At 73.0% G+C, this 17734-nt stretch carries 15 protein-coding genes; 6 read left to right on the forward strand and 9 right to left on the reverse strand.

Annotation, left to right across the window (positions count from 1 at the left end; translation table 11 throughout):
• Positions 1 to 8 precede the first annotated feature (8 nt).
• The gene (locus ABZU43_RS18950) at positions 9 to 695 is read left to right on the forward strand and encodes a DUF4191 domain-containing protein (RefSeq protein WP_145779624.1); all 687 of its coding nucleotides are present in this window, start codon (positions 9 to 11) and stop codon (positions 693 to 695) included.
• A gap of 388 nt (positions 696 to 1083) precedes the next feature.
• Here the strand turns inward: ABZU43_RS18950 and ABZU43_RS18955 are convergent, their stop codons facing one another.
• On the reverse strand, positions 1084 to 1482 hold the full coding sequence (locus ABZU43_RS18955; protein WP_355007780.1) for an RDD family protein: 399 nt from the start codon (positions 1480 to 1482) through the stop codon (positions 1084 to 1086).
• Positions 1483 to 1744: 262 nt separating this feature from the next.
• On the opposite strand from ABZU43_RS18955, the gene glnA reads away from it, so the two are divergent.
• The 3 genes from glnA to ABZU43_RS18970 all read left to right on the forward strand — a co-directional run bounded on the left by glnA (position 1745) and on the right by ABZU43_RS18970 (position 4683).
• Positions 1745 to 3169 carry a type I glutamate--ammonia ligase gene (gene glnA, locus ABZU43_RS18960; RefSeq protein ID WP_355007781.1) on the forward strand — a complete coding sequence of 475 codons (1425 nt, stop codon included), beginning with the start codon at positions 1745 to 1747 and terminating at the stop codon, positions 3167 to 3169.
• A gap of 105 nt (positions 3170 to 3274) precedes the next feature.
• On the forward strand, positions 3275 to 3640 hold the full coding sequence (locus ABZU43_RS18965) for a PadR family transcriptional regulator (RefSeq protein ID WP_355007782.1): 366 nt from the start codon (positions 3275 to 3277) through the stop codon (positions 3638 to 3640).
• Positions 3637 to 4683, forward strand: a complete 1047-nt coding sequence (locus ABZU43_RS18970; protein ID WP_355007783.1) for a hypothetical protein — start codon at positions 3637 to 3639, stop codon at positions 4681 to 4683. The genes ABZU43_RS18965 and ABZU43_RS18970 overlap by 4 nt, the downstream gene beginning before the upstream one ends.
• Here the strand turns inward: ABZU43_RS18970 and mptB (ABZU43_RS18975) are convergent.
• From mptB (ABZU43_RS18975) to ABZU43_RS18995, 5 genes are read right to left on the reverse strand one after another with little or no spacing between them, the layout of a single operon-like run.
• The gene (gene mptB / locus ABZU43_RS18975; protein WP_355007784.1) at positions 4631 to 6223 is read right to left on the reverse strand and encodes a polyprenol phosphomannose-dependent alpha 1,6 mannosyltransferase MptB; all 1593 of its coding nucleotides are present in this window, start codon (positions 6221 to 6223) and stop codon (positions 4631 to 4633) included. The two genes, ABZU43_RS18970 and mptB (ABZU43_RS18975), sit on opposite strands and share 53 nt — an antisense overlap.
• 14 nt (positions 6224 to 6237) lie before the next feature.
• Positions 6238 to 7638 carry a polyprenol phosphomannose-dependent alpha 1,6 mannosyltransferase MptB gene (mptB, locus tag ABZU43_RS18980; RefSeq protein WP_355007785.1) on the reverse strand — a complete coding sequence of 467 codons (1401 nt, stop codon included), beginning with the start codon at positions 7636 to 7638 and terminating at the stop codon, positions 6238 to 6240.
• Between the two features lie 48 nt (positions 7639 to 7686).
• Complete coding sequence (locus tag ABZU43_RS18985; protein WP_355007786.1) at positions 7687 to 9306, reverse strand: hypothetical protein; 1620 nt, start codon at positions 9304 to 9306, stop codon at positions 7687 to 7689.
• Complete coding sequence (locus tag ABZU43_RS18990; protein WP_355007787.1) at positions 9299 to 12454, reverse strand: bifunctional [glutamine synthetase] adenylyltransferase/[glutamine synthetase]-adenylyl-L-tyrosine phosphorylase; 3156 nt, start codon at positions 12452 to 12454, stop codon at positions 9299 to 9301. The genes ABZU43_RS18985 and ABZU43_RS18990 overlap by 8 nt, the downstream gene beginning before the upstream one ends.
• Entirely contained in the window at positions 12454 to 13221 is a 768-nt protein-coding gene (locus tag ABZU43_RS18995) for a type 1 glutamine amidotransferase (RefSeq protein WP_355007788.1), read from the reverse strand. The genes ABZU43_RS18990 and ABZU43_RS18995 overlap by 1 nt, the downstream gene beginning before the upstream one ends.
• A gap of 101 nt (positions 13222 to 13322) precedes the next feature.
• Here ABZU43_RS18995 and ABZU43_RS19000 point away from each other — a divergent pair, with 101 nt between their 5' ends.
• Positions 13323 to 14258: an LD-carboxypeptidase gene (locus ABZU43_RS19000; protein ID WP_355007789.1), complete on the forward strand. Its 936-nt coding sequence runs from the start codon at positions 13323 to 13325 to the stop codon at positions 14256 to 14258.
• Positions 14259 to 14422: 164 nt separating this feature from the next.
• Here the strand turns inward: ABZU43_RS19000 and ABZU43_RS19005 are convergent, their stop codons facing one another.
• Positions 14423 to 15301 (reverse strand): virginiamycin B lyase, encoded by an 879-nt coding sequence (locus ABZU43_RS19005; RefSeq protein ID WP_355007790.1) that lies wholly within the window; start codon positions 15299 to 15301, stop codon positions 14423 to 14425.
• A 186-nt stretch (positions 15302 to 15487) separates the two neighbouring features.
• Here ABZU43_RS19005 and ABZU43_RS19010 point away from each other — a divergent pair, with 186 nt between their 5' ends.
• Entirely contained in the window at positions 15488 to 15958 is a 471-nt protein-coding gene (locus tag ABZU43_RS19010; RefSeq protein ID WP_355007811.1) for a hypothetical protein, read from the forward strand.
• A gap of 234 nt (positions 15959 to 16192) precedes the next feature.
• Here the strand turns inward: ABZU43_RS19010 and ABZU43_RS19015 are convergent, their stop codons facing one another.
• Positions 16193 to 16576: a VOC family protein gene (locus tag ABZU43_RS19015; protein WP_355007791.1), complete on the reverse strand. Its 384-nt coding sequence runs from the start codon at positions 16574 to 16576 to the stop codon at positions 16193 to 16195.
• Between the two features lie 270 nt (positions 16577 to 16846).
• On the reverse strand, positions 16847 to 17539 hold the full coding sequence (locus tag ABZU43_RS19020) for a WYL domain-containing protein (RefSeq protein ID WP_355007792.1): 693 nt from the start codon (positions 17537 to 17539) through the stop codon (positions 16847 to 16849).
• Positions 17540 to 17734: the final 195 nt, after the last annotated feature.

Here is a 17734-nt window from a genome sequence, read left to right on the forward strand (position 1 = left end):
TCTGCGGCATGGCAAAGCCCCAGGAGAAGGTCTCGTTCGGCCAGCGGCTGAAGCAGATCGGGATGGTGTTCCAGTTCACCGCCAAGCAGGACCGGTGGTTCGCGCCGTTGGTCGCCGCAGCGGTGCTGCTCCCGCTCGCGCTCACCGTGGTCGCGGTCATCCTCTGGGGCTGGATCTGGCTGCCGCTGGGCATCCTGTTCATCCTGCTCGCGGTGCTGATCGTGCTCAACCTGCGGTCCAACAAGGCGATGATGAACGCCGCCGAGGGGCAACCCGGCGCGGCGGCGCAGATCATGGAGAACATGCGCGGCGACTGGCGGGTCACCCCGGCGGTCAGCTCGACCACCCAGATGGACATGGTCCACCTGGTGATCGGCCGCCCGGGCGTGATCCTGCTGGCCGAGGGCAACCCGCAGCGGGTGCGCGGCCTGCTCGGCCAGGAGAAGCGGCGGCTGTCCAAGGTGATCGGCTCCGCTCCCCTGCACGACTACGTGATCGGGCAGGAGGAGGGCGAGCTGCCGATCCGCAAGCTGCGGACCACGCTGCTGCGCCTGCCCCGCGCCCTCTCCGGCAAGGACGTCAACTCGCTGGACAAGCGACTCAAGGCGCTCACCGCCCGGCCACAGATGCCCAAGGGCGCGATCCCGAAGAACATGCGGCCGCCAGGCGCCTTCCGCCAGTCGCGGGGCCGCTGACCCCCTTCGACGTACGCCGACAAGAGCCGGGCTCGCACGGGCCCGGCTCTTTCGCGTCGTGGCGTCGAACGCGCCCCGCGCCCCGCGCCCCGCGCCCCGCGCCCCGCGCCCCGCGCCCCGCGCCCCGCGCCCCGCGCCCAAGAGCTTCACAACATCCCCGATGTTGCTGCCTCCGCCATGCGGGGAGACACCAACATCCCCGATGTTGCGCCGATCTTGGCGACGACGCGCCTGGCGCGGGCGGCTCGGGCTCGAGCAGCGCCAAGATCGTGCTCGAACCTGGATGTAGTGGTCTCCGGGCGCGTCGATGCCACTACATCAATGATCGAGCACGATCTTGGGATCGCTGAGGCGGGCTCAGCCACCTTCGGGGGCGCAGAGGGTTGGGTCAGGCGCGGGGGGCGTCGACGATGACCGAGCCGGCGATCCGGTCGTGCAGGCCGCGTCGGTGCTCGTCCATGATCAGCGCGGGGACGACGAGGGCCAGTAGGAGGCCACGGATCAGCCCCCGGAGCACGCCGATCCGGCCGCCGTCGTTCCAGCTCACACAGCGAATCTTGGTGATGAACATGCCCGGAGTCTGGGCGAACAGGCCGAGGAAGATGCCGTACACCAGGACCAACACCAGCACCGGGGCCCAGCCGTCGCGTACCGGGTCGGCGAAGAAGTTGGACACCAGCAGGCAGAGCACCCAGTCGATGATCAGCGCCCCGAACCGCCGACCGAGGCTCGGCGGGGTGAAGGTGGGGTCGGTGGCCGGCGCTGCCGGGAGGTGCGGATTGGTCACAGCGGTCAAGGGTATCCGCGCCGGGATGGGGGCTTGCCGGGCGCCGCCGCCACTGCGTGCCGATTCAGGCCAAAGCGATCAGATGTCATTACACTGGCACAGTCGGTACGGCGTCCCTGGCGGGCCGGAGGCGTGGACGGGGCGCCACTGACGCTCCGCGAGGGACGTAACACGGCAGAAACAACGGAGACACGGCCGGGCAACCCCCCGGCCCTAGCGTCGCCAGAAGCCTAGCCACCCCGTGGACGTGCCAGGAGGATGTGTGTTCGCCAATCCCGAGGAACTGCTGCGATACCTCAAGAACGAGGACGTGAAGTTCGTCGACGTTCGTTTCTGTGACCTGCCCGGCGTGATGCAGCACTTCAACCTGCCGGTCGAGTCCGTCAACGACGACCTCTTCACCGACGGCCTCGCGTTCGACGGTTCGTCGATCCGCGGTTTCCAGGCGATCCACGAGTCGGACATGCTCCTGCTCCCGGATGTCGCCACCGCGTTCATCGACCCGTTCCGCGCGCAGAAGACGCTCGCGCTCAACTTCTTCATCCACGACCCGTTCACCCGCGAGGCCTACAGCCGCGACCCGCGCAACGTGGCGAAGAAGGCCGAGGCGTACCTGGCGGCGAGCGGCATCGCCGACACCGCCTACTTCGGCGCCGAGGCGGAGTTCTACATCTTCGACTCGATCCGCCACGAGACCTCGGCGCACCAGTCGTTCTACTACATCGACTCGATCGAGGGCGCCTGGAACACCGGTCGCGAAGAGCCGGGCGGCAACCGCGGTTACAAGACCGCGTACAAGGGCGGCTACTTCCCCGTCCCGCCGGTCGACCACTACGCCGACCTGCGTGACTCGATCGTGCGCCGCCTGGTCGACACCGGCTTCAACGTGGAGCGCTCGCACCACGAGGTGGGCACCGCCGGCCAGTCCGAGATCAACTACCGGTTCTCCACCCTGCTGCACGCCGGTGACCAGCTTCAGCTCTTCAAGTACATCGTGAAGAACGAGGCCTGGGCCAACGGCAAGACCGCGACGTTCATGCCCAAGCCGCTGTTCGGCGACAACGGCTCCGGCATGCACACCCACCAGAGCCTCTGGCTCAACGGTGAGCCGCTGTTCTACGACGAGACCGGCTACGCCGGCCTGTCCGACATGGCCCGCTGGTACATCGGCGGTCTGCTGCACCACGCGCCGTCGCTGCTGGCCTTCACCAACCCGACGATCAACTCGTACCGTCGCCTGGTGCCGGGCTACGAGGCGCCGGTCAACCTGGTCTACTCGCAGCGCAACCGCTCCGCCTGCACCCGCATCCCGGTGACCGGCAGCAACGCCAAGGCCAAGCGCGTCGAGTTCCGCGTCCCGGACCCGTCGGCCAACGTCTACCTGGCCTTCTCGGCCATGATGATGGCCGGCCTGGACGGCATCAAGAGCAAGATGGAGCCGCCGACGCCGATCGACAAGGACCTCTACGACCTCCCGCCGGAGGAGTGGGGCGACGTCAAGCAGGTGCCGGGCTCGCTGTCGGCAGTGCTCGACTCGCTGGAGGCCGACCACGACTACCTGCTCGACGGCGGCGTCTTCACCCCCGACCTGATCTCCACCTGGGTCGACTGGAAGCGCGCCAACGAGGTCGACCCGGTGCGTCTGCGCCCGACCCCGCACGAGTTCGCCATGTACTACGACTGCTGAGCAGTCGCTCGAAACACCGGCCGGGCCGGCTCCGCTCACCGCGGAGCCGGCCCGGCTCGCTGTGCGCCACCCCCGGCATACCTTCGCGTCCGATATATTGCTCCGGTGGACACACCTCTACGCGAACCGACCTTCCTGATCCTGACCGCGCTGGCCGCCCAGCCGATGCACGGATACGGGCTGATCGGTGAGGTCGCCGCCCTCTCCGACAACCGCGTGTCGCTACGCCCCGGGACGCTCTACGGGGCGCTCGACCGGCTGGTCGACGCCGGCCTCGTCGAGGTCGACCGGGAGGAGGTGGTGGACGGCCGACTGCGCCGCTACTACCGCCTCTCCCCCGGCGGTGAGACCACGTTGAGCACCGAGACCGAGCGGCTGCGCCGCAACGTCGAAGCCGCCACCGCTCGGCTGTCCAAGCGGACTCGCGCCGCCCTCCCGACCACCCCACGCACGGCCGGAGGCTTGGCATGAACGACCTGGAACGCCGCTACCTCCGGCTGCTGCGCGCGTACCCCGCCGACTACCGGCGTGCCCGCAGCGCCGAAATCGTCGGCACCTACCTCGACCTGGCCGCCCTTGACCAACGCTGGCCGACGCCGGCGGACGCCGCGGACCTGGTGCGCGGCGGCCTCCGCCAGCGGTTGCGGGCCGCGGGCGTCACCGGCCTGATCCCCGGGGTACGCCTCGCGGCGCTGCTGGCCCTGGTCACCGCGAGCGCGCTCGCCGGAGTCTGGGGTACGGCAGAGCTGCACCCACCGCCCGCCGAGTGGGGCGTCCCCCACGTCGGCCCGTTCGTCTCGCTCGGTGTCGTCGCGTGGGCGGCATGGCTGCTGGCGGCGGTGGTGATCGCCGTCGCGCCGAGTCGGGTCGCCCGGCCGGCCATCACCTTCGCGCTGGTGCTCACGATCGCGCTGCCACCGGTGGCCGCGGCGCTCGACACACTGCGACCGCCGCTGATGGTGCTGCTGCCGCAGGTGGTCCTGGGCCTGCTGGGGCTCGCCCTGCCCGATCGACCCTCGCGGGCGATTCGCCTCGCGCCGGCGCTGTCCGCACTGTTGGCGGTGCTGGCGACGCAATTCCTCGTGGGCTTGGACCCGAGCTTCATCTACTACGGCGACACCATGGAAGTTTTCCTGCCCACCGTCGGCGGACTGTTGCTGGTCGTCGGGGCCCTGTTGGCCATGGGGCTGGCACTGGGCGGGGACACCCGCGGCGGCTGGGCGCTCGTCACACTGCTCACTCCCGCCGGCTTCCTGGCGGTGCCCGGCCTGGCTGACAACTTCGGCGCGGCACAGGGCGCCATCACCTTCGCGGAGCTGGCAGTGACCGCTGTCGTCGTCGCGTTCGCCGGTCCCGCCGTACTGTTCCTGACCGTCCTGCTCCGCTCCCGCTGGGCCTCCACCCCCAGCCCTCAACCCAGCCCTGCCCCACCTGCGGCGCGCGAGCCTAACCCCCACCTTCTCAGCCCGCCCCGCCCCGCCCCCGCTGACGGCGGGCGCGGAGGGTGCGGATGAGCACGGTCAGGAGCAGGGCGGTCATCGCCAGGGCACCGGGTGCCTTCGTGACGCGGGCCAGGTTGGTGCCGTCGGGCAGGGCGAGGAAGGCTGCCGCAGCGGTGGGCAGCACGAACCACGTCGTGCGGGCCGCGGTGAGCGCGAGCAGCGCCAGCGGCCAGGTCGCATACCAGGGGTGGAAGACCGGGGACAGGACGACGGTGGCGACCAGTGCCAACGCCGCGCCGTGCAGCGCCACCCGGGACCGCACCACCGGAGGACACCCGACCTCAGGGCGCGCGAGCCCCGAGGGTGTGCCAGCGGGAGACGCCCCCATGCCAGCAGCCACCTCGTGACCCGCGACCCCGGAACGTCCCGCCTCGGGACACTGGAACTCGTCGACGGAACCACCCCGATGAGCTGCGACGTCGTTCAGTCCGCGCAGGGTCTGCCAGGCCCGCCACCAGAGCACCAGCAGCACCCCGACGAGCAGCAGCAGCGCGACCGCTCGGACCACCGGCACCGCCTGCGGGTCCCGGCCGACCAGCGCGCCGGCGTAGTCGACCACGAAGCCCACGGCAGTGGGTGGCGACGTCCACTGTTCCGAGTCGCCACTGTGGGTCAGCCCGCCCACCCAGCCGAAGCCGAGGCCGGACACCGCGGAGGTGACGAGCAGTGCGGCGAGCAGCCCTCCGGCCAGCCATCCAGCGTGGCGCAGCAGTGCCCGAACGGTGTGCTGGTCGGGCATTCCGGCCAGCACCGCGAACGGCACCACCACCGCGGCGCTGGCCTTCACCGTGACGGCCAGCCCGAGCAGCGCTCCGGCCAGCAGCAGCGCCGCCGGCCGACCTGGTCGCCGGACCACTACCAGCAGTCCACACAGCAGCAGGCCCAGCATCACGGCGTCGTTGTGCGCGCCGGCCACCAGGTGCACGCCGACCAGCGGACCGGCCAGCGCCAACCAGACCGCCCGCCGGGCCGGCACCCCGGCCGCCCGGGCCAGTTTGGGCAGGCAGAGCGCGGCCAGCAGCAGCCCTGCCACGGCGATCACGCGCAGCGCCACGATGGTTCCGGTGAGCCCGCCGCCGAGGCCGACGGCGAGGGCCGCGAGCAGGACGAAGACCGGACCGTACGGTGCCGGGGTGTCCCGCCAGATCGGTGCCACGGTGTCCAGCCAGGGGCAGCCCGCCGCCGCCACCCCCACTGTGTACGGGTCGACGCCGTGCGCGTACGTCCAGCCCTGGCAGGCGTACGAGTAGACGTCCCGGCTGCCCAGCGGTGGCGCGAGCAGCAGCGGTAGCGCCCACAGCCCGGCGGTGACGTACGCCCAACGGGTCGACGGCGCACCCTCGCGCAGTGACCACCATGCCCCGACCAGCAGCACGGTGCCGATCAGCCAGCAGGTGAGCGTCGCCGGGCCGTCCGGGGTCCGCCAGATCGACGCGGGTGTCACGCCCAGCGGGGCGTCGGGCAGTGCCCCGCCGAGGTATCCGGCCACGGCGAGCAGAACCGCCCCGACCAGGCCGGCGTACCGGGAGAGAGAGGCACCGGGAGCGGTCACCGGCGCACCTTCCCTCAGTCGGCGGCGACCGGCTGGCGGGCCGCCCGAGCCGACCGTACCAACCGGATGACCAGCACGATCACCAACAGCGTCATCAGCGGCGCCCCGACCGTCTTGGTGTACCGGGGCAGCCCGGTGCCGTCGGGCAGCACCAGGAAGGACGCGACCAGTGCGACCACTGTGAACCATCTGGTCCGCTGGGCGGTGGCCGCGAGCACGAACAGCGGCCAGGTCCAGTACCAGGGGTGCACGACGGGGGCGAGCGCGACGGTGAGGGCGAGCGCGAGGCCGGCGTGGTACAGCGGGTCGCGGGTGCGGGCCCGCCACCAGAGCCAGACGAGTAGTACCGCCAGGAGGACCACGGCGATTCCGCGGGTGACCGGAAGCGCGTCGATGTGACCACCGAACAGCGCCGCGACGTAGCCGACAGTCTGTCCCACGGCGGTCGACGGGGACGTCCAGGCGATGGCGGCGCCACCCTGGGACAGCCCGCCGATCCAACCGAAGTCCAGCCCACCGACGACTGTCACGCCGACCACTGTGGCGAGGGTGCCGCCGACCACCCAGCCGCCGTCGCGGATCAGCGTGCGGATCCGGTACGGCCCGGCGGTGGCCGCCAGCGCGGCGAACGGCACCACCACCACGGCGGTCACCTTGATCGCCACCGCGACCCCGAGGAGCAACCCGCCGACCAGCAGCATTCCGCGCCGGCCCGGGTGCGCCGCCACCACGGCCAGCCCACCGACCAACGCGGCGAGCATCAGCACGTCGTTGTGCGGGCCACCGATCAGGTGCGCGGCGACCAGCGGGGAACCCAACGCCAGCCACACCGCCCGCTTCGCCGGCACACCGGCCCGACGCGCCAGCGCCGGCAGTGCCCACGCGGTGAGGACGACGCCGACCAGCGACAGGGCACGGAACAGCACGATGCTGGCGGTCAGCGACCCGGTGGCCTTCACCACGGCGCCCGCCACGAGCACGAACAGCGGCCCGTACGGCGCCGGGGTGTCGCGCCAGATGACCGAGACCGTGTCCAGCCAGGGGCACGGCAGCGCGGAGACACCCTGCTCGTACGGGCTGATGCCGCCGACGAAGCTGGCGCCCTGGCAGGCGTACGCGTACACGTCCCGGCTGCCGAAAGGCGGTGCGATCAGCAACGGCAGCAGCCAGAGCCCGACGGTGACCAGGGCCCAGCGCGTCGAGGGTCCCCCGTCACGTAGCGCCCACCAGGCGTACGCCATCAGGCCGGTGCCGACCAGCCAGGCGGCGAGGATCAGCGGGCCGTTGGGCCCCTGCCAGATGCTGACCGGGGTGCTGCGCAGGGGGCCGCCGGGAAACGCGCCGCCGAGGAAGGCGGACAGCGCGAGCAGCATCGAGCCGGCCAGGCCGGTCCAGCGCGCGAGGTGGGAAGGCACGCCGGACATGCTGCCAGCCCGTCGGTGGGAGGCCGACGGCAGGCACGGTCAGCAGTGGCGCGTCGGTGCCAGCCCACTGGAGATCGAGTAGTCGCCGGCGGCGCGGATTCGCACCTCGGTCCACCCGTCCGCGCCCGGTCGCAGACAGCCGTCCGGGCCGCTCAGTGTGAGCCAGCGCGACCAGCGCACCCGGACCGGCACGTCCCCGGGTGTGGCGGTCAGCCGGACCGCGCCACGGTCGGCGGTGACGAGTCGACCCGGGGCACCGACCAGCGGGGTCGGATCGACCACTGCGTACATCCGCCAGGTCGGGTCACGCCAGACCTCCCGCAGGTACGGCAGGCCGGCACGGATCAGCGCGGCCTCGTCGCGGCCCCACCGGTCGGCGGGTGCGTCCGGGGCGAGCACCACGTAGCTCACCGCCTCGTGCCGTAGCCATTTCTCGTACGTCTGCGCGCTCAGGCTGCCGTCGTAGAACAGCGCGTTGCGGTCGCTGTCGACCTGGCGTTCCCAACCCCGGGCCAGTGGCACGGTCGGCGGCAGGTACGCGGACTCCCAGTGGTCGCGCAGCGGCACCACCTCGACCCGCCCGGCCGGCTGCCGCCTGTCGAGTTCGGCGACGAGCGGTTGGTAGAAACTCTCGGCGCTCTCCGGGGCGCCGGCCCGGGTCACGTCGCTGATCATCACCGGCGACTGCCACCACACGGTCGCGGCGAGCAAACCGGCCAGCCACGGCCCCGGCAGGGCGGCGTACCCGGCCAGCACGGGCAGGGCGAACAGCATCGGCAGTCGCAGCGCGTTGGAACCGATCGGGCTGGGCACGTAGTACGCCCCGATCAGCAGCAGCACGGTGAGCGCCGCGCCGATGCGCAGCACCCGACGGCGACGCGGCAGCACGACCGCCACCAGCACCGCGAGCGCGACGTTGATGCGCATCGACTCGGCCGAGTACGGCTGGGTGCCGCCGTTGCCGAAGAGGAACGCCATCGGGGCGAGCGTGACGGCGGGCGCTACAGCCAGGACGAACCCCTCGACCAGTGGTCGGTCGGCTCGCCAGCCTCCGGGCAGCGGGCGGCCCGGCCCGTCACCGGTGCGCAGGGCGCTGAGCAGCAGCGCCGCGCCGGCCAGCCCGGTGAACAGGCCGGCGACCGGGCTGGCCGCCGTCGCCAGGGCGGCGCAGACGGCGGCAAGCGTCAGCCGGAGCCAGCGCGGTGGGCGTTCCGCGCTGACCGCGCAGAGCGCCAGCAGCCCGAACGCCAGCCCGACCGCGAAGGTGATCCGGCCGCTGGCCAGGTTGCCGACCAGCACCACCGCGCCGAGGACGCCGGCCAGCAGCGGTCGTCGGGCCCGGTTGCGGCTGAACAGCCAACCCAGCGCGGCCGCGCCGACCACGGCGGCGACCGCCCCCAGCGGACGCACCCCGATCAGCGTGCCCAACCTGGCCGTGAAGAGGCTGTAGCCGTACTGGTTGACGCCGCCGTACCAGCCGAAATCGACCGGCGCGGCCCCGTACCGCTCGGTGAACCCGGCACGCGCCACCTGGGCGGCGAGGTCGGTGCCCATCGGTGGAGCGAGGAGGAACGCGACGGCGAGCAGCACCGCCACCCCGGTCGCCGCCGCCCAGCCCGCGACGCTCCGCCCGGTCGGGGGCGGCGACGCGTCAGGCATCGAGGACCCGTTCGGCAGCGGCGCGGGAGCGGCGGCCGGTGCGCAGGTACTCGTCGAGGAACTCCCCCGGGTCGTCGCGGCCGAGCAGCCGGGCCACCCCGGCCAACTCCACCCCGTGCCGGGGCAGTTGGTCGCCGGCCCGACCCCGGACCAGCATCAACGCGTTGCGGACCTGCGCGGCAAGGGCCCAACCGGCGGCCATCTCCGCGGCCTCCGCCGGGTCGATCAGGCCGGCCCGCTCGGCCGCCGCGAGGGCGTCGAGGGTACGCGTGCCGCGCAGCTCCGGGATCGCGCCGGCGTGCCGGAGCTGGACGAGTTGCACAGCCCACTCCACGTCGGCGAGCCCACCGCGCCCCAGCTTGGTGTGGGTGGCCGGGTCGGCGCCACGGGGCAGCCGTTCGGTCTCCACCCGGGCCTTGATCCGCCGGATCTCGACGACCTGCTCGCGGGTCAGCCCGTCGGCCGGGTAGCGCACCGGCTCGATCATCGCCTCGAACTCGGCGCCCAGGTCGGCGTCGCCGCAGACGAACCGGGCGCGCAGCAGTGCCTGCGCCTCCCACACCCGCGACCAGCGGGCGTAGTACGCGGCGTACGCGGCGAGGCTGCGGACCAGCGGGCCCTGGCGGCCCTCCGGGCGCAGGTCGGCGTCGACGCCCAGCGGCGGGTCGGGGGCGGGTACGCCGAGCAGCCGGCGCAGCTCCTCGGCGACGGCGTGCGCGGCAGCGCTGGCGGCGCTCTCGCTGGTGCCCGGCGGGGGGTCGTAGACGAAGAGCACGTCGGCGTCGGAGAGGTAGTTCGACTCGTACCCGCCGAGCCGACCCATGCCGATCACCGCGAACCGCAGCCCCGCTGGTGCCGGCTGACTTGCCTGAGCGGCCCGCAGCGCGGCGGCCAGGGTGGCGTCGGTGACGTCGGCGAGCGCCGTACCCACCTCGGTGATGTCGGACAGTTTGCGGGCGGGCCGGTTCGCGCCGTCCGCCCGGGTGGGGCTGGGCGCGAGCGCGCCGGCCCGGCAGAGCAGATCGGCGCAGGCCACCCGGACCAGCTCGCGACGTCGCAGCGCGCGCACCGCGCTGGTGGCCTCGACTGGATCGGTGTGCCGGGCCGCCGCCGCCAGGAACCCCTCCCGCAGCACCTCGGACGCGCGGGGCGCCAGCTCGTTCTCCTCGGCCAGCAGCCGCAGCGCCTCCGGGTCGCGGGCGAGCAGGTCGGCGACGTACCGGGACAGGGCGAGGACCCGGGCCAGCCGACGGGCGACCGGGCCGCCGTCGCGCAGCAGCCGCAGATACCAGGGGGTGCTGCCCAGCTTGTCGGAGACCTTGCGGTAGTTCAGCAGCCCCCGGTCCGGCTCCGGCGCGTCGGCGAACTCGCTGAGCAGCACCGGCAGCAGTGTGCGCTGGATGGCCGCCGTACGGCTCACCCCGCCGGTGAGCGCCTGGAGGTGGCGCAACGCCCCGGCCGGGTCGGCGAAGCCGAGGATCTCCAGGCGGTTCCTGGCCGCCTCCGGGGTGAGCCGCAACCCGTCGGCCGGCACCCGGGCCACCGACTCCAGCAGCGGCCGGTAGAGCAGTTTGGCGTGCAGTCGGCGTACCTCGGTGGCGTGGGTGACCCACTCCGCCCGGAAGCTCTCCACGGCGCTGCGCCCCGGCGCGGCAGTGAAACCCAGCGCGGCGGCGAGCCAGCGCAGCGCGCCCGGCTCGGCGGGCACCGTGTGCGTACGGCGCAGGCCCTGGAGTTGCAACCGGTGCTCGACGCTGCGCAGGAAGCGGTAGCCGCGCAGCAGGGCCTCGCCGTCGGCCCGCCCGACGTAGCCGCCGGCGACGAGCGCGCGCAACGCCGGGATGGTGCCGGGCGGACGCAGCGTCTCGTCGCCGCGACCGTGCACGAGTTGCAGCAACTGGACGGCGAACTCGATGTCGCGCAGCCCGCCCGGACCGCGCTTGATCTCGCGCTCCAGCTCCTTTGGCGGGATGTGGTCGATGATCCGGCGGCGCATGGCGCGGACGTCCTCGACCGCCTCGGGCCGCTCGGCCGCCCGCCAGACCAGCGGCGCGAGCTGGTCGATCCACTCCTGGGCCAGCGGCAGGTCCCCGGCGGCCGGGCGGGCCTTGAGCAGCGCCTGGAACTCCCAGGTGCGCGCCCACCGCCGGTAGTAGGCCAGGTGGCTGGCGAGGGTCCGCACCAGCGGGCCGCGGCTGCCCTCGGGGCGCAGCGCGGCGTCCACCGGCCAGGCGACCAGCCCGCAGATGTAGATCAGTCGGGTCGCCACCTGGGTCGCGGCGGGCAGGTCGGCGTCCTCGGCGGCCACGAAGATGACGTCCACGTCGGAGACGTAGTTCAGTTCGCCGCCGCCGCACTTGCCCATCGCCACTACCGCGAGTCGGGGCCGCTCGGTCCCCTCCGCCAGCTCCGCGACCGCGATCTCGTACGCCGCGGACAGCGTCGCGTCGGCCAGCGCGGAGAGCGCGGCCATCGTCTGCTCCAGGCCGCGACCGCCGGTCAGGTCGGCCGCCGCGATCCGCAACAACGCCAGGCGGTACGCGGTCCGCAGCGCCGCCACCGGGTTACCGCCGTCGGCCGGCTCCAGCCGCCCCTCGGCGATCGGGGCGAGCCCGTCCGCTGCGGTCCGCAGGGCCCGGTAGTGCTCGGGGTGGGCCACCAGGTGGTCGCCGAGCGCCGCCGACGCGCCGAGCACCGCGATCAGCCGCCGCCGCAGCCCGGGATCGGCGTGCACGTCCGCGAGCAGCGGCGATTCAGTGCCGCCTTCGGTGGTACTGGCCTCGGCACCGCCTGCGGGCGTGCGGCCCTCGGCGCTGCCTGCTGGCGTGCGGCCTGCGGCACCGCCTGCGGGCGTGCGGCGGTCGGTGCCCCCTGCGGGCGTGGGGCGGTCGGCGCCGCCTGCGGGTGTACGGCCCTCGGCCTCCACGATGCGGTGCAGTTGGCGCAGCGCCAGGTCCGGGTCGGCGGCCCGGGACAGCGCGGAGAGCAGCTCCGCTGCGGCCTCGTCGACCGGCTCCTGCTCGACCGGCCGCCACAGTCGCAGCCCTTCCGGGCCGAGCAGGTCCGCGGCGCGCGCGCCACCATCGCCTTCGGCGGTGCCGAAGCCGTACCGGGCCAGTCGGCCCGATGCCCTGGTCGGCCGGCTCATCAGTGCCCGAGCAGCGGCAGGCCGCGCCGCGTCGTGCTGTCGTCCAACTCGCCGAGGGCCAGCGCGGCGAACCGCGCGGCGAACGGCTGCCAGACCTCCTCGACGTCGGCCAGCACCGAGGCGCAGGCCGCGACGACCAGCTCCGGGTCGTAGCCCAGCTCGGCGAGTTGGACCGAGTCGGTGGCCCATCCGGCGATCATCGCGGCGTCGCACTCGATGTGGAACTGCAACCCCCACGCCCGGTCACCGAGGCGGAACGCCTGATGCGGGTAGCGGGTGGAGGCGGCCAGCAGGGTAGCGCCCCGAGGCAGCTCGGTGATCTCGTCGGCGTGCCACTGGAGCACGTCCGGGATCAACGGCACGTACCGGAACAACGGGTCGTTCTCGGCGGCGTCGCGCCGCCCGACCACGCCGGGGCCGATCTCCGGCCCGGACGGGCTGCGCTCCACCAACCCGGCGTGTGCGGTGGCGAGCAGCTGCGCGCCCAGGCAGACCGCCAGGGTCGGCACCCGGTACCGGACCGCCTTGCGCAGCAGGCCCTCCACCGCGGGAAACCACTGCGCGCCGGGCGAGCCGTCCGGCAACGGGTACGCCTGTTGGTCGCCGCCGAGCACCACCAGCGCCGCGTACCCCTCCAGGTCGGCGGGGAGTTCGTCGCCGGCGTGCGGACGCACCACCCACAGCTCCAGCCCAGCCTCGGTCAGCCACTCACCCAGCCGGCGCGCGTCGTCCGTCGGGTCGTTCTCGATCACCAGCGCGGTTGCCACCCGTCGAGGCTAGCCGGTACGCCGCACGGCATCACGCCCCGGCACGGGCCGCGCGGCCGGGTGGCGTTCCCGCCTCGGCCGGGTCGTTAGGCTCTGCGGTTGTGATCAGCGAGGACACCGCCGCCGTACGCCCGCCCGTGCTGCGCCCGGGTGACACGGTGCTGCTGGTGTCGCCGTCCGGGCCGACCTCGCCGGAGCGGGTGGCCAGGGGCATGGAACTGCTCACCGGCTGGGGCCTGCGCCCGGTGCCGGCACCGAACGCGTACGCCCGTCACGGCTATCTCGCCGGCACCGACGACCTGCGTGCCGCCGACCTGAACGCAGCCTTCGCCGACCCTGACGTGCGGGGAGTGATCTGCACGCGCGGCGGCTACGGGGCCCAACGGATCGTGGACGCCATCGACATGGCAGCCGTCCGCCGCGACCCGAAGGTGGTGGCCGGCTTCTCGGACATCACCGCGTTGCAGTTCGCACTGTGGCGGGGCGCCCGCCTGGCCGGGGTGCACGGCCCCGGGGCGGCCTGGCGCGACGAGCGGACGCCGCTGCGCTCCGCCGAATCCCTGCACGCGGCGCTGATGACCACCGAACCAGTGTCGATCACCGCGGTGCCCACCGAGGAGACCTTCGGCGTACGCGTCCCGGGTCGCGCCACCGGCACCCTGCTCGGCGGCAACCTGTGCATGATCGCCGCGTCGATCGGCACGCCCGACCTGCCCGACCTGACCGGTGCGGTGCTGCTGATCGAGGACGTGCAGGAACCCCCGTACAAGGTCGACCGGATGCTCACCCACCTGCGCCGGGCCGGCGCACTGAACGGACTGGCCGGGGTGGCGGTCGGACAGTTCACCGACTGCGGCGACGGGTGGGACACCACAATCGTCGACGTACTCACCGAACGCCTCGGCGACCTGGGCGTACCGGTCCTCGGCGGCCTCCCCATCGGCCACGGCCCCAACCAACTCACAGTCCCCATCGGCACCGAGGCAACCCTCGACACCACCACAGCCACCCTCACCGCAACCCCCGCAGTCCACTAACCCCGGGGCGCGGCCGGGACGCTCCCAGGGCACTCCCCGGTGCACTCCCCGGTGCACTCACCGGCGCACTCCCTGGTGCACTCCCCGGTGCACTCCCCGGTGATCATGAAGTTGTTGTCACTCGCCACGGCGTGTCGCGGCGATAACTTCATGATCACCGGGGGTCAGAGGGGTAGGTAGGCTACTGCTCCGATTTCCAGGGCGGCCCAGATGCCGGTGGGGGTGCGGGTGATGCCGTGCGGTTCGGCGTTGGGGGTAGGTAGGGCGTAGCCCTCGAACCGTCCGGTGGGATCGAGGTGACCGATCCGGTTGGCACCCCACTCGGTGAACCACACGCCGCCGTCCGGGTCGCCGACGATCGCGTGCGGGCGGGCCGCCCGGTCCGGCAGCGGAAACTCGACGATCTCGCCATCCGGGTCGAGGCGACCGAGCTGACCGGCGGCGATCTCCACGAACCAGATGGCGCCGTCAACGCCCACGGTGATGCCGACCGGGCCCGCCTTCACTGTGGGCAGCGGATGCAGCGTCACCCTGCCATCGAGATCGATCCGGCCGACAGCGTTCGCCTGGTTGAGGGTGAACCAGAGAGCCTGGTCCGCGCCCGCAGTGATCATCGAGGCGAACCCGCCGGTCACCGGCAGCGGGAAGGCGGTGTGGCTGCCGTCGATCCCCACCCGGCCGATGGTGTCGGAGGTCATCCCGGCGTACCAGAGCCCGCCATCAGGCCCAGCCGCGATGCCGCCCGGCCCGGTGCCGGCCGGCAGGGCGATGGTGCGCTGCTCACCGTCGACGGTGATCCGACCGATCCGGTCGTCCCCTGAGCGGGTGAACCAGAGCGCCCCGTCCGGCCCTGCCGTAATGATCAACGGACGACCGCCGGCCGGATCCAGCGGGTAGGTCCGGACCGCGCCGTCGGGCGACAACCGGGCGATGCCACCGGCATGGGCCAACGTCAGCCACAACGCGCCGTCCGGGCCAGGCGTGATGCCGTACGGCCCGGCGTCCGGCCCGACGAGTGGAATCTCCCGCATTTCGACGGTCATGCCGCAGTGTCCTTTCCGTCGGTGGATCGTCCACCCTGACCGCTCGGCCAGCGACCACACAACCGATTTCGCCCACCGCCGCCCGGGATTTTCAGCTCGCTGACAGGTTCGCCACGGCTTCCGCCCAGACGGCCCGGTCACTGTCGGTGATGACAGCGCAGGATGACCGAACCTCTGGAGGACAGCATGTCCCGCACCATCCGCAGGAAGCACCTGCTGGCCGGCCTGGCCACCGCCGGCGTCCTCGGCGTCGGGATCGCGGCCCCGACGATCGCGTTCGCCGCCGACACCCCCACACCGACACCGAGCGCCAGCACCGCCCCGGCTCCCGACACGGCTCCAGGTGCGAAGGCCGACCGGCAGGGCGCGTTCGCCGAGGAGCTCGCCAAGGAGCTTGGCGTGCCCACCGACAAGGTGACCGCCGCACTGGAGAAGATCCGCGAGCAGCACCGGCCGGCCGACCGACCGCAGCGCCCGTCCGCCGAGGACCGTCAGGCCGCGATCAAGCAGCGCCTGGACCAGGCGGTCAAGGACGGCAAGCTCACCCAGGAGCAGGCCGACGCCATCACCAAGGCCGTCGAGGCCGGCGTCTTCCCCGGCCCCGGCGGGCACCGCGGCATGGGCGGCCACCACGGCGCTGGTACGCCCGGCAAGTAGTCCGAAGAGCCCGGCCCCGGCAGGCATCAGCGGCCGGGGCCGGGCTCGGTACGCCACTGGCAGGCCGGTCTGGCCCCGGTCCGACCTGCCGTGCCCGGCCCGACCCGCCACCCTGTCGTGCGGATCACGCGCGTGGGTGCTGCCAGGCTGGCCCGGCCATCGCACCCGCCCGGGAGGAAGGCCAAACCCGGGGACAAGGCCAACCCCGGGGCATCAGCGGGACCTTGGAAGGGGTCAGGGCTGCGGGGGCGGGGGCGTGAAAACGCCCAGGTGGTTGCCGGCCGGGTCGAGTAGGTGGGCCAACCGGAGACCGCTCGGTGCCGTACGGGCTGGTACCAGGACCCGGCCGCCGGCAGCTTCGGCCTGTCGGCAGGTCTCTGCCACGTCGGCGACTTCGGCGTAGAACACCGCGTAGTTCGGCGACGTTCCGTCGGTCGCCCGGATCGCTCCACCGATCCCGGTGTCCCCGCCGGCCCCGGTCACGCGGTAGGACCCGCCGTTGGGCGAGCCCTGCTCCTCGAAGGTCCAGCCGAACAGCTCTCCGTAGAACCGCTCCGCGTCCTCGGGCCGGTCGGTGCCGATCTCAAACCAGGTGATGGGCGTGGTGGAACTGGACATCTACTGCCTCCAGAATGATTCGTGCCGGCCGCTCTGCCGCCGTCTGGAGCAGTCTCAGGGCCGTTGGCGACAGCGTCCTGTCGGTGTTTCCGGATCACCCGGCGGGTTTCTCGGTGACGAGACCCACCCAGCCCGCCGCGCTGCGGACGGGTCTCGGACCAGCCGCCACGCCGAGCCCATTCCAGACCAGGCCGCCACGCCGAGCCCGCTTCAGACCAGGCCGCCGAGCGCCGAGCCGGTTCCAGACCAGGCCGAAGCGCCGAGCCCCCTTCAGACCAGGCTCAGCGGGCGGACCCGCTCGTGCGGGATGTCGAGATCCGTCAGGCGTAGCTCCCGGGCCACCACGTCGGGCAGCGCCCAGACGCTCCGGATCCGGTCGGTACGAAAGCACCGCAGCTCGTCGCGCAGACGGCACCAGGCGACCAGGTACCAGTGTCGGGAGTTGCCGAGGTAGCCGAGTGGCTCGACGTCACGGGTCGAGTCGGCGCCGGCGCGGTCGGCGTACCGGATGCGCAGCACCCGCCGCGCGGTGACCGCGTCGGCGACGGTGGCCGGGACGGGCGCGGCCGGCCCGTCGCCGATCAGGTGCACCCGGTCGGCGAGGCGGTGTGCCTCGGCGGCATCGGCAGCCGGCAGCACCGCCACCAGCTTGCGCAGCGCGGTGGCGGCCGGCCCGGCGAACGGCGAGCCGGCAAGCCGGTGCAGCGCCACGGCCATCGCCACCGCCTCGGCGGCGGTCAGGTTGACCGGCGGCAGGGTGCGGGCGCGGTCCAGGACGTAGCCGCCGGTGCGCCCGGGCTCAGCCCAGATCGGCACCCCGGCCTCCTGCAACGCGGCGAGGTCCCGTTCGATGGTCCGGCTGCTCACCTCGAAACGCGCGGCCAGCCAGCGGGCGCTACGCGGCCGTGGTGACACCGCCCGCAGCTCCTCGACCAGCGCGTAGAGGCGATCGGTGCGGTTCATACCCGGCACGCTACGGCCGAGGTACGACGCCCGCGGCGACTGACCGCAGACGCGAGCGGCCCACCGGCCAGAGATCTTGGACACTTTCCGTCAGGTCGTGACTGTCGTGTCCCGAGACATGTGTCAAGGGGAAGTCCCGATAGATGTGTCATGTGTTGTTGATCAGGCTGCTCGGGTGAGGGTGGTGTAGGTCCG

This window comes from Micromonospora sp. NPDC005205, from assembly GCF_040608275.1.
Lineage (GTDB): Bacteria > Actinomycetota > Actinomycetes > Mycobacteriales > Micromonosporaceae > Micromonospora.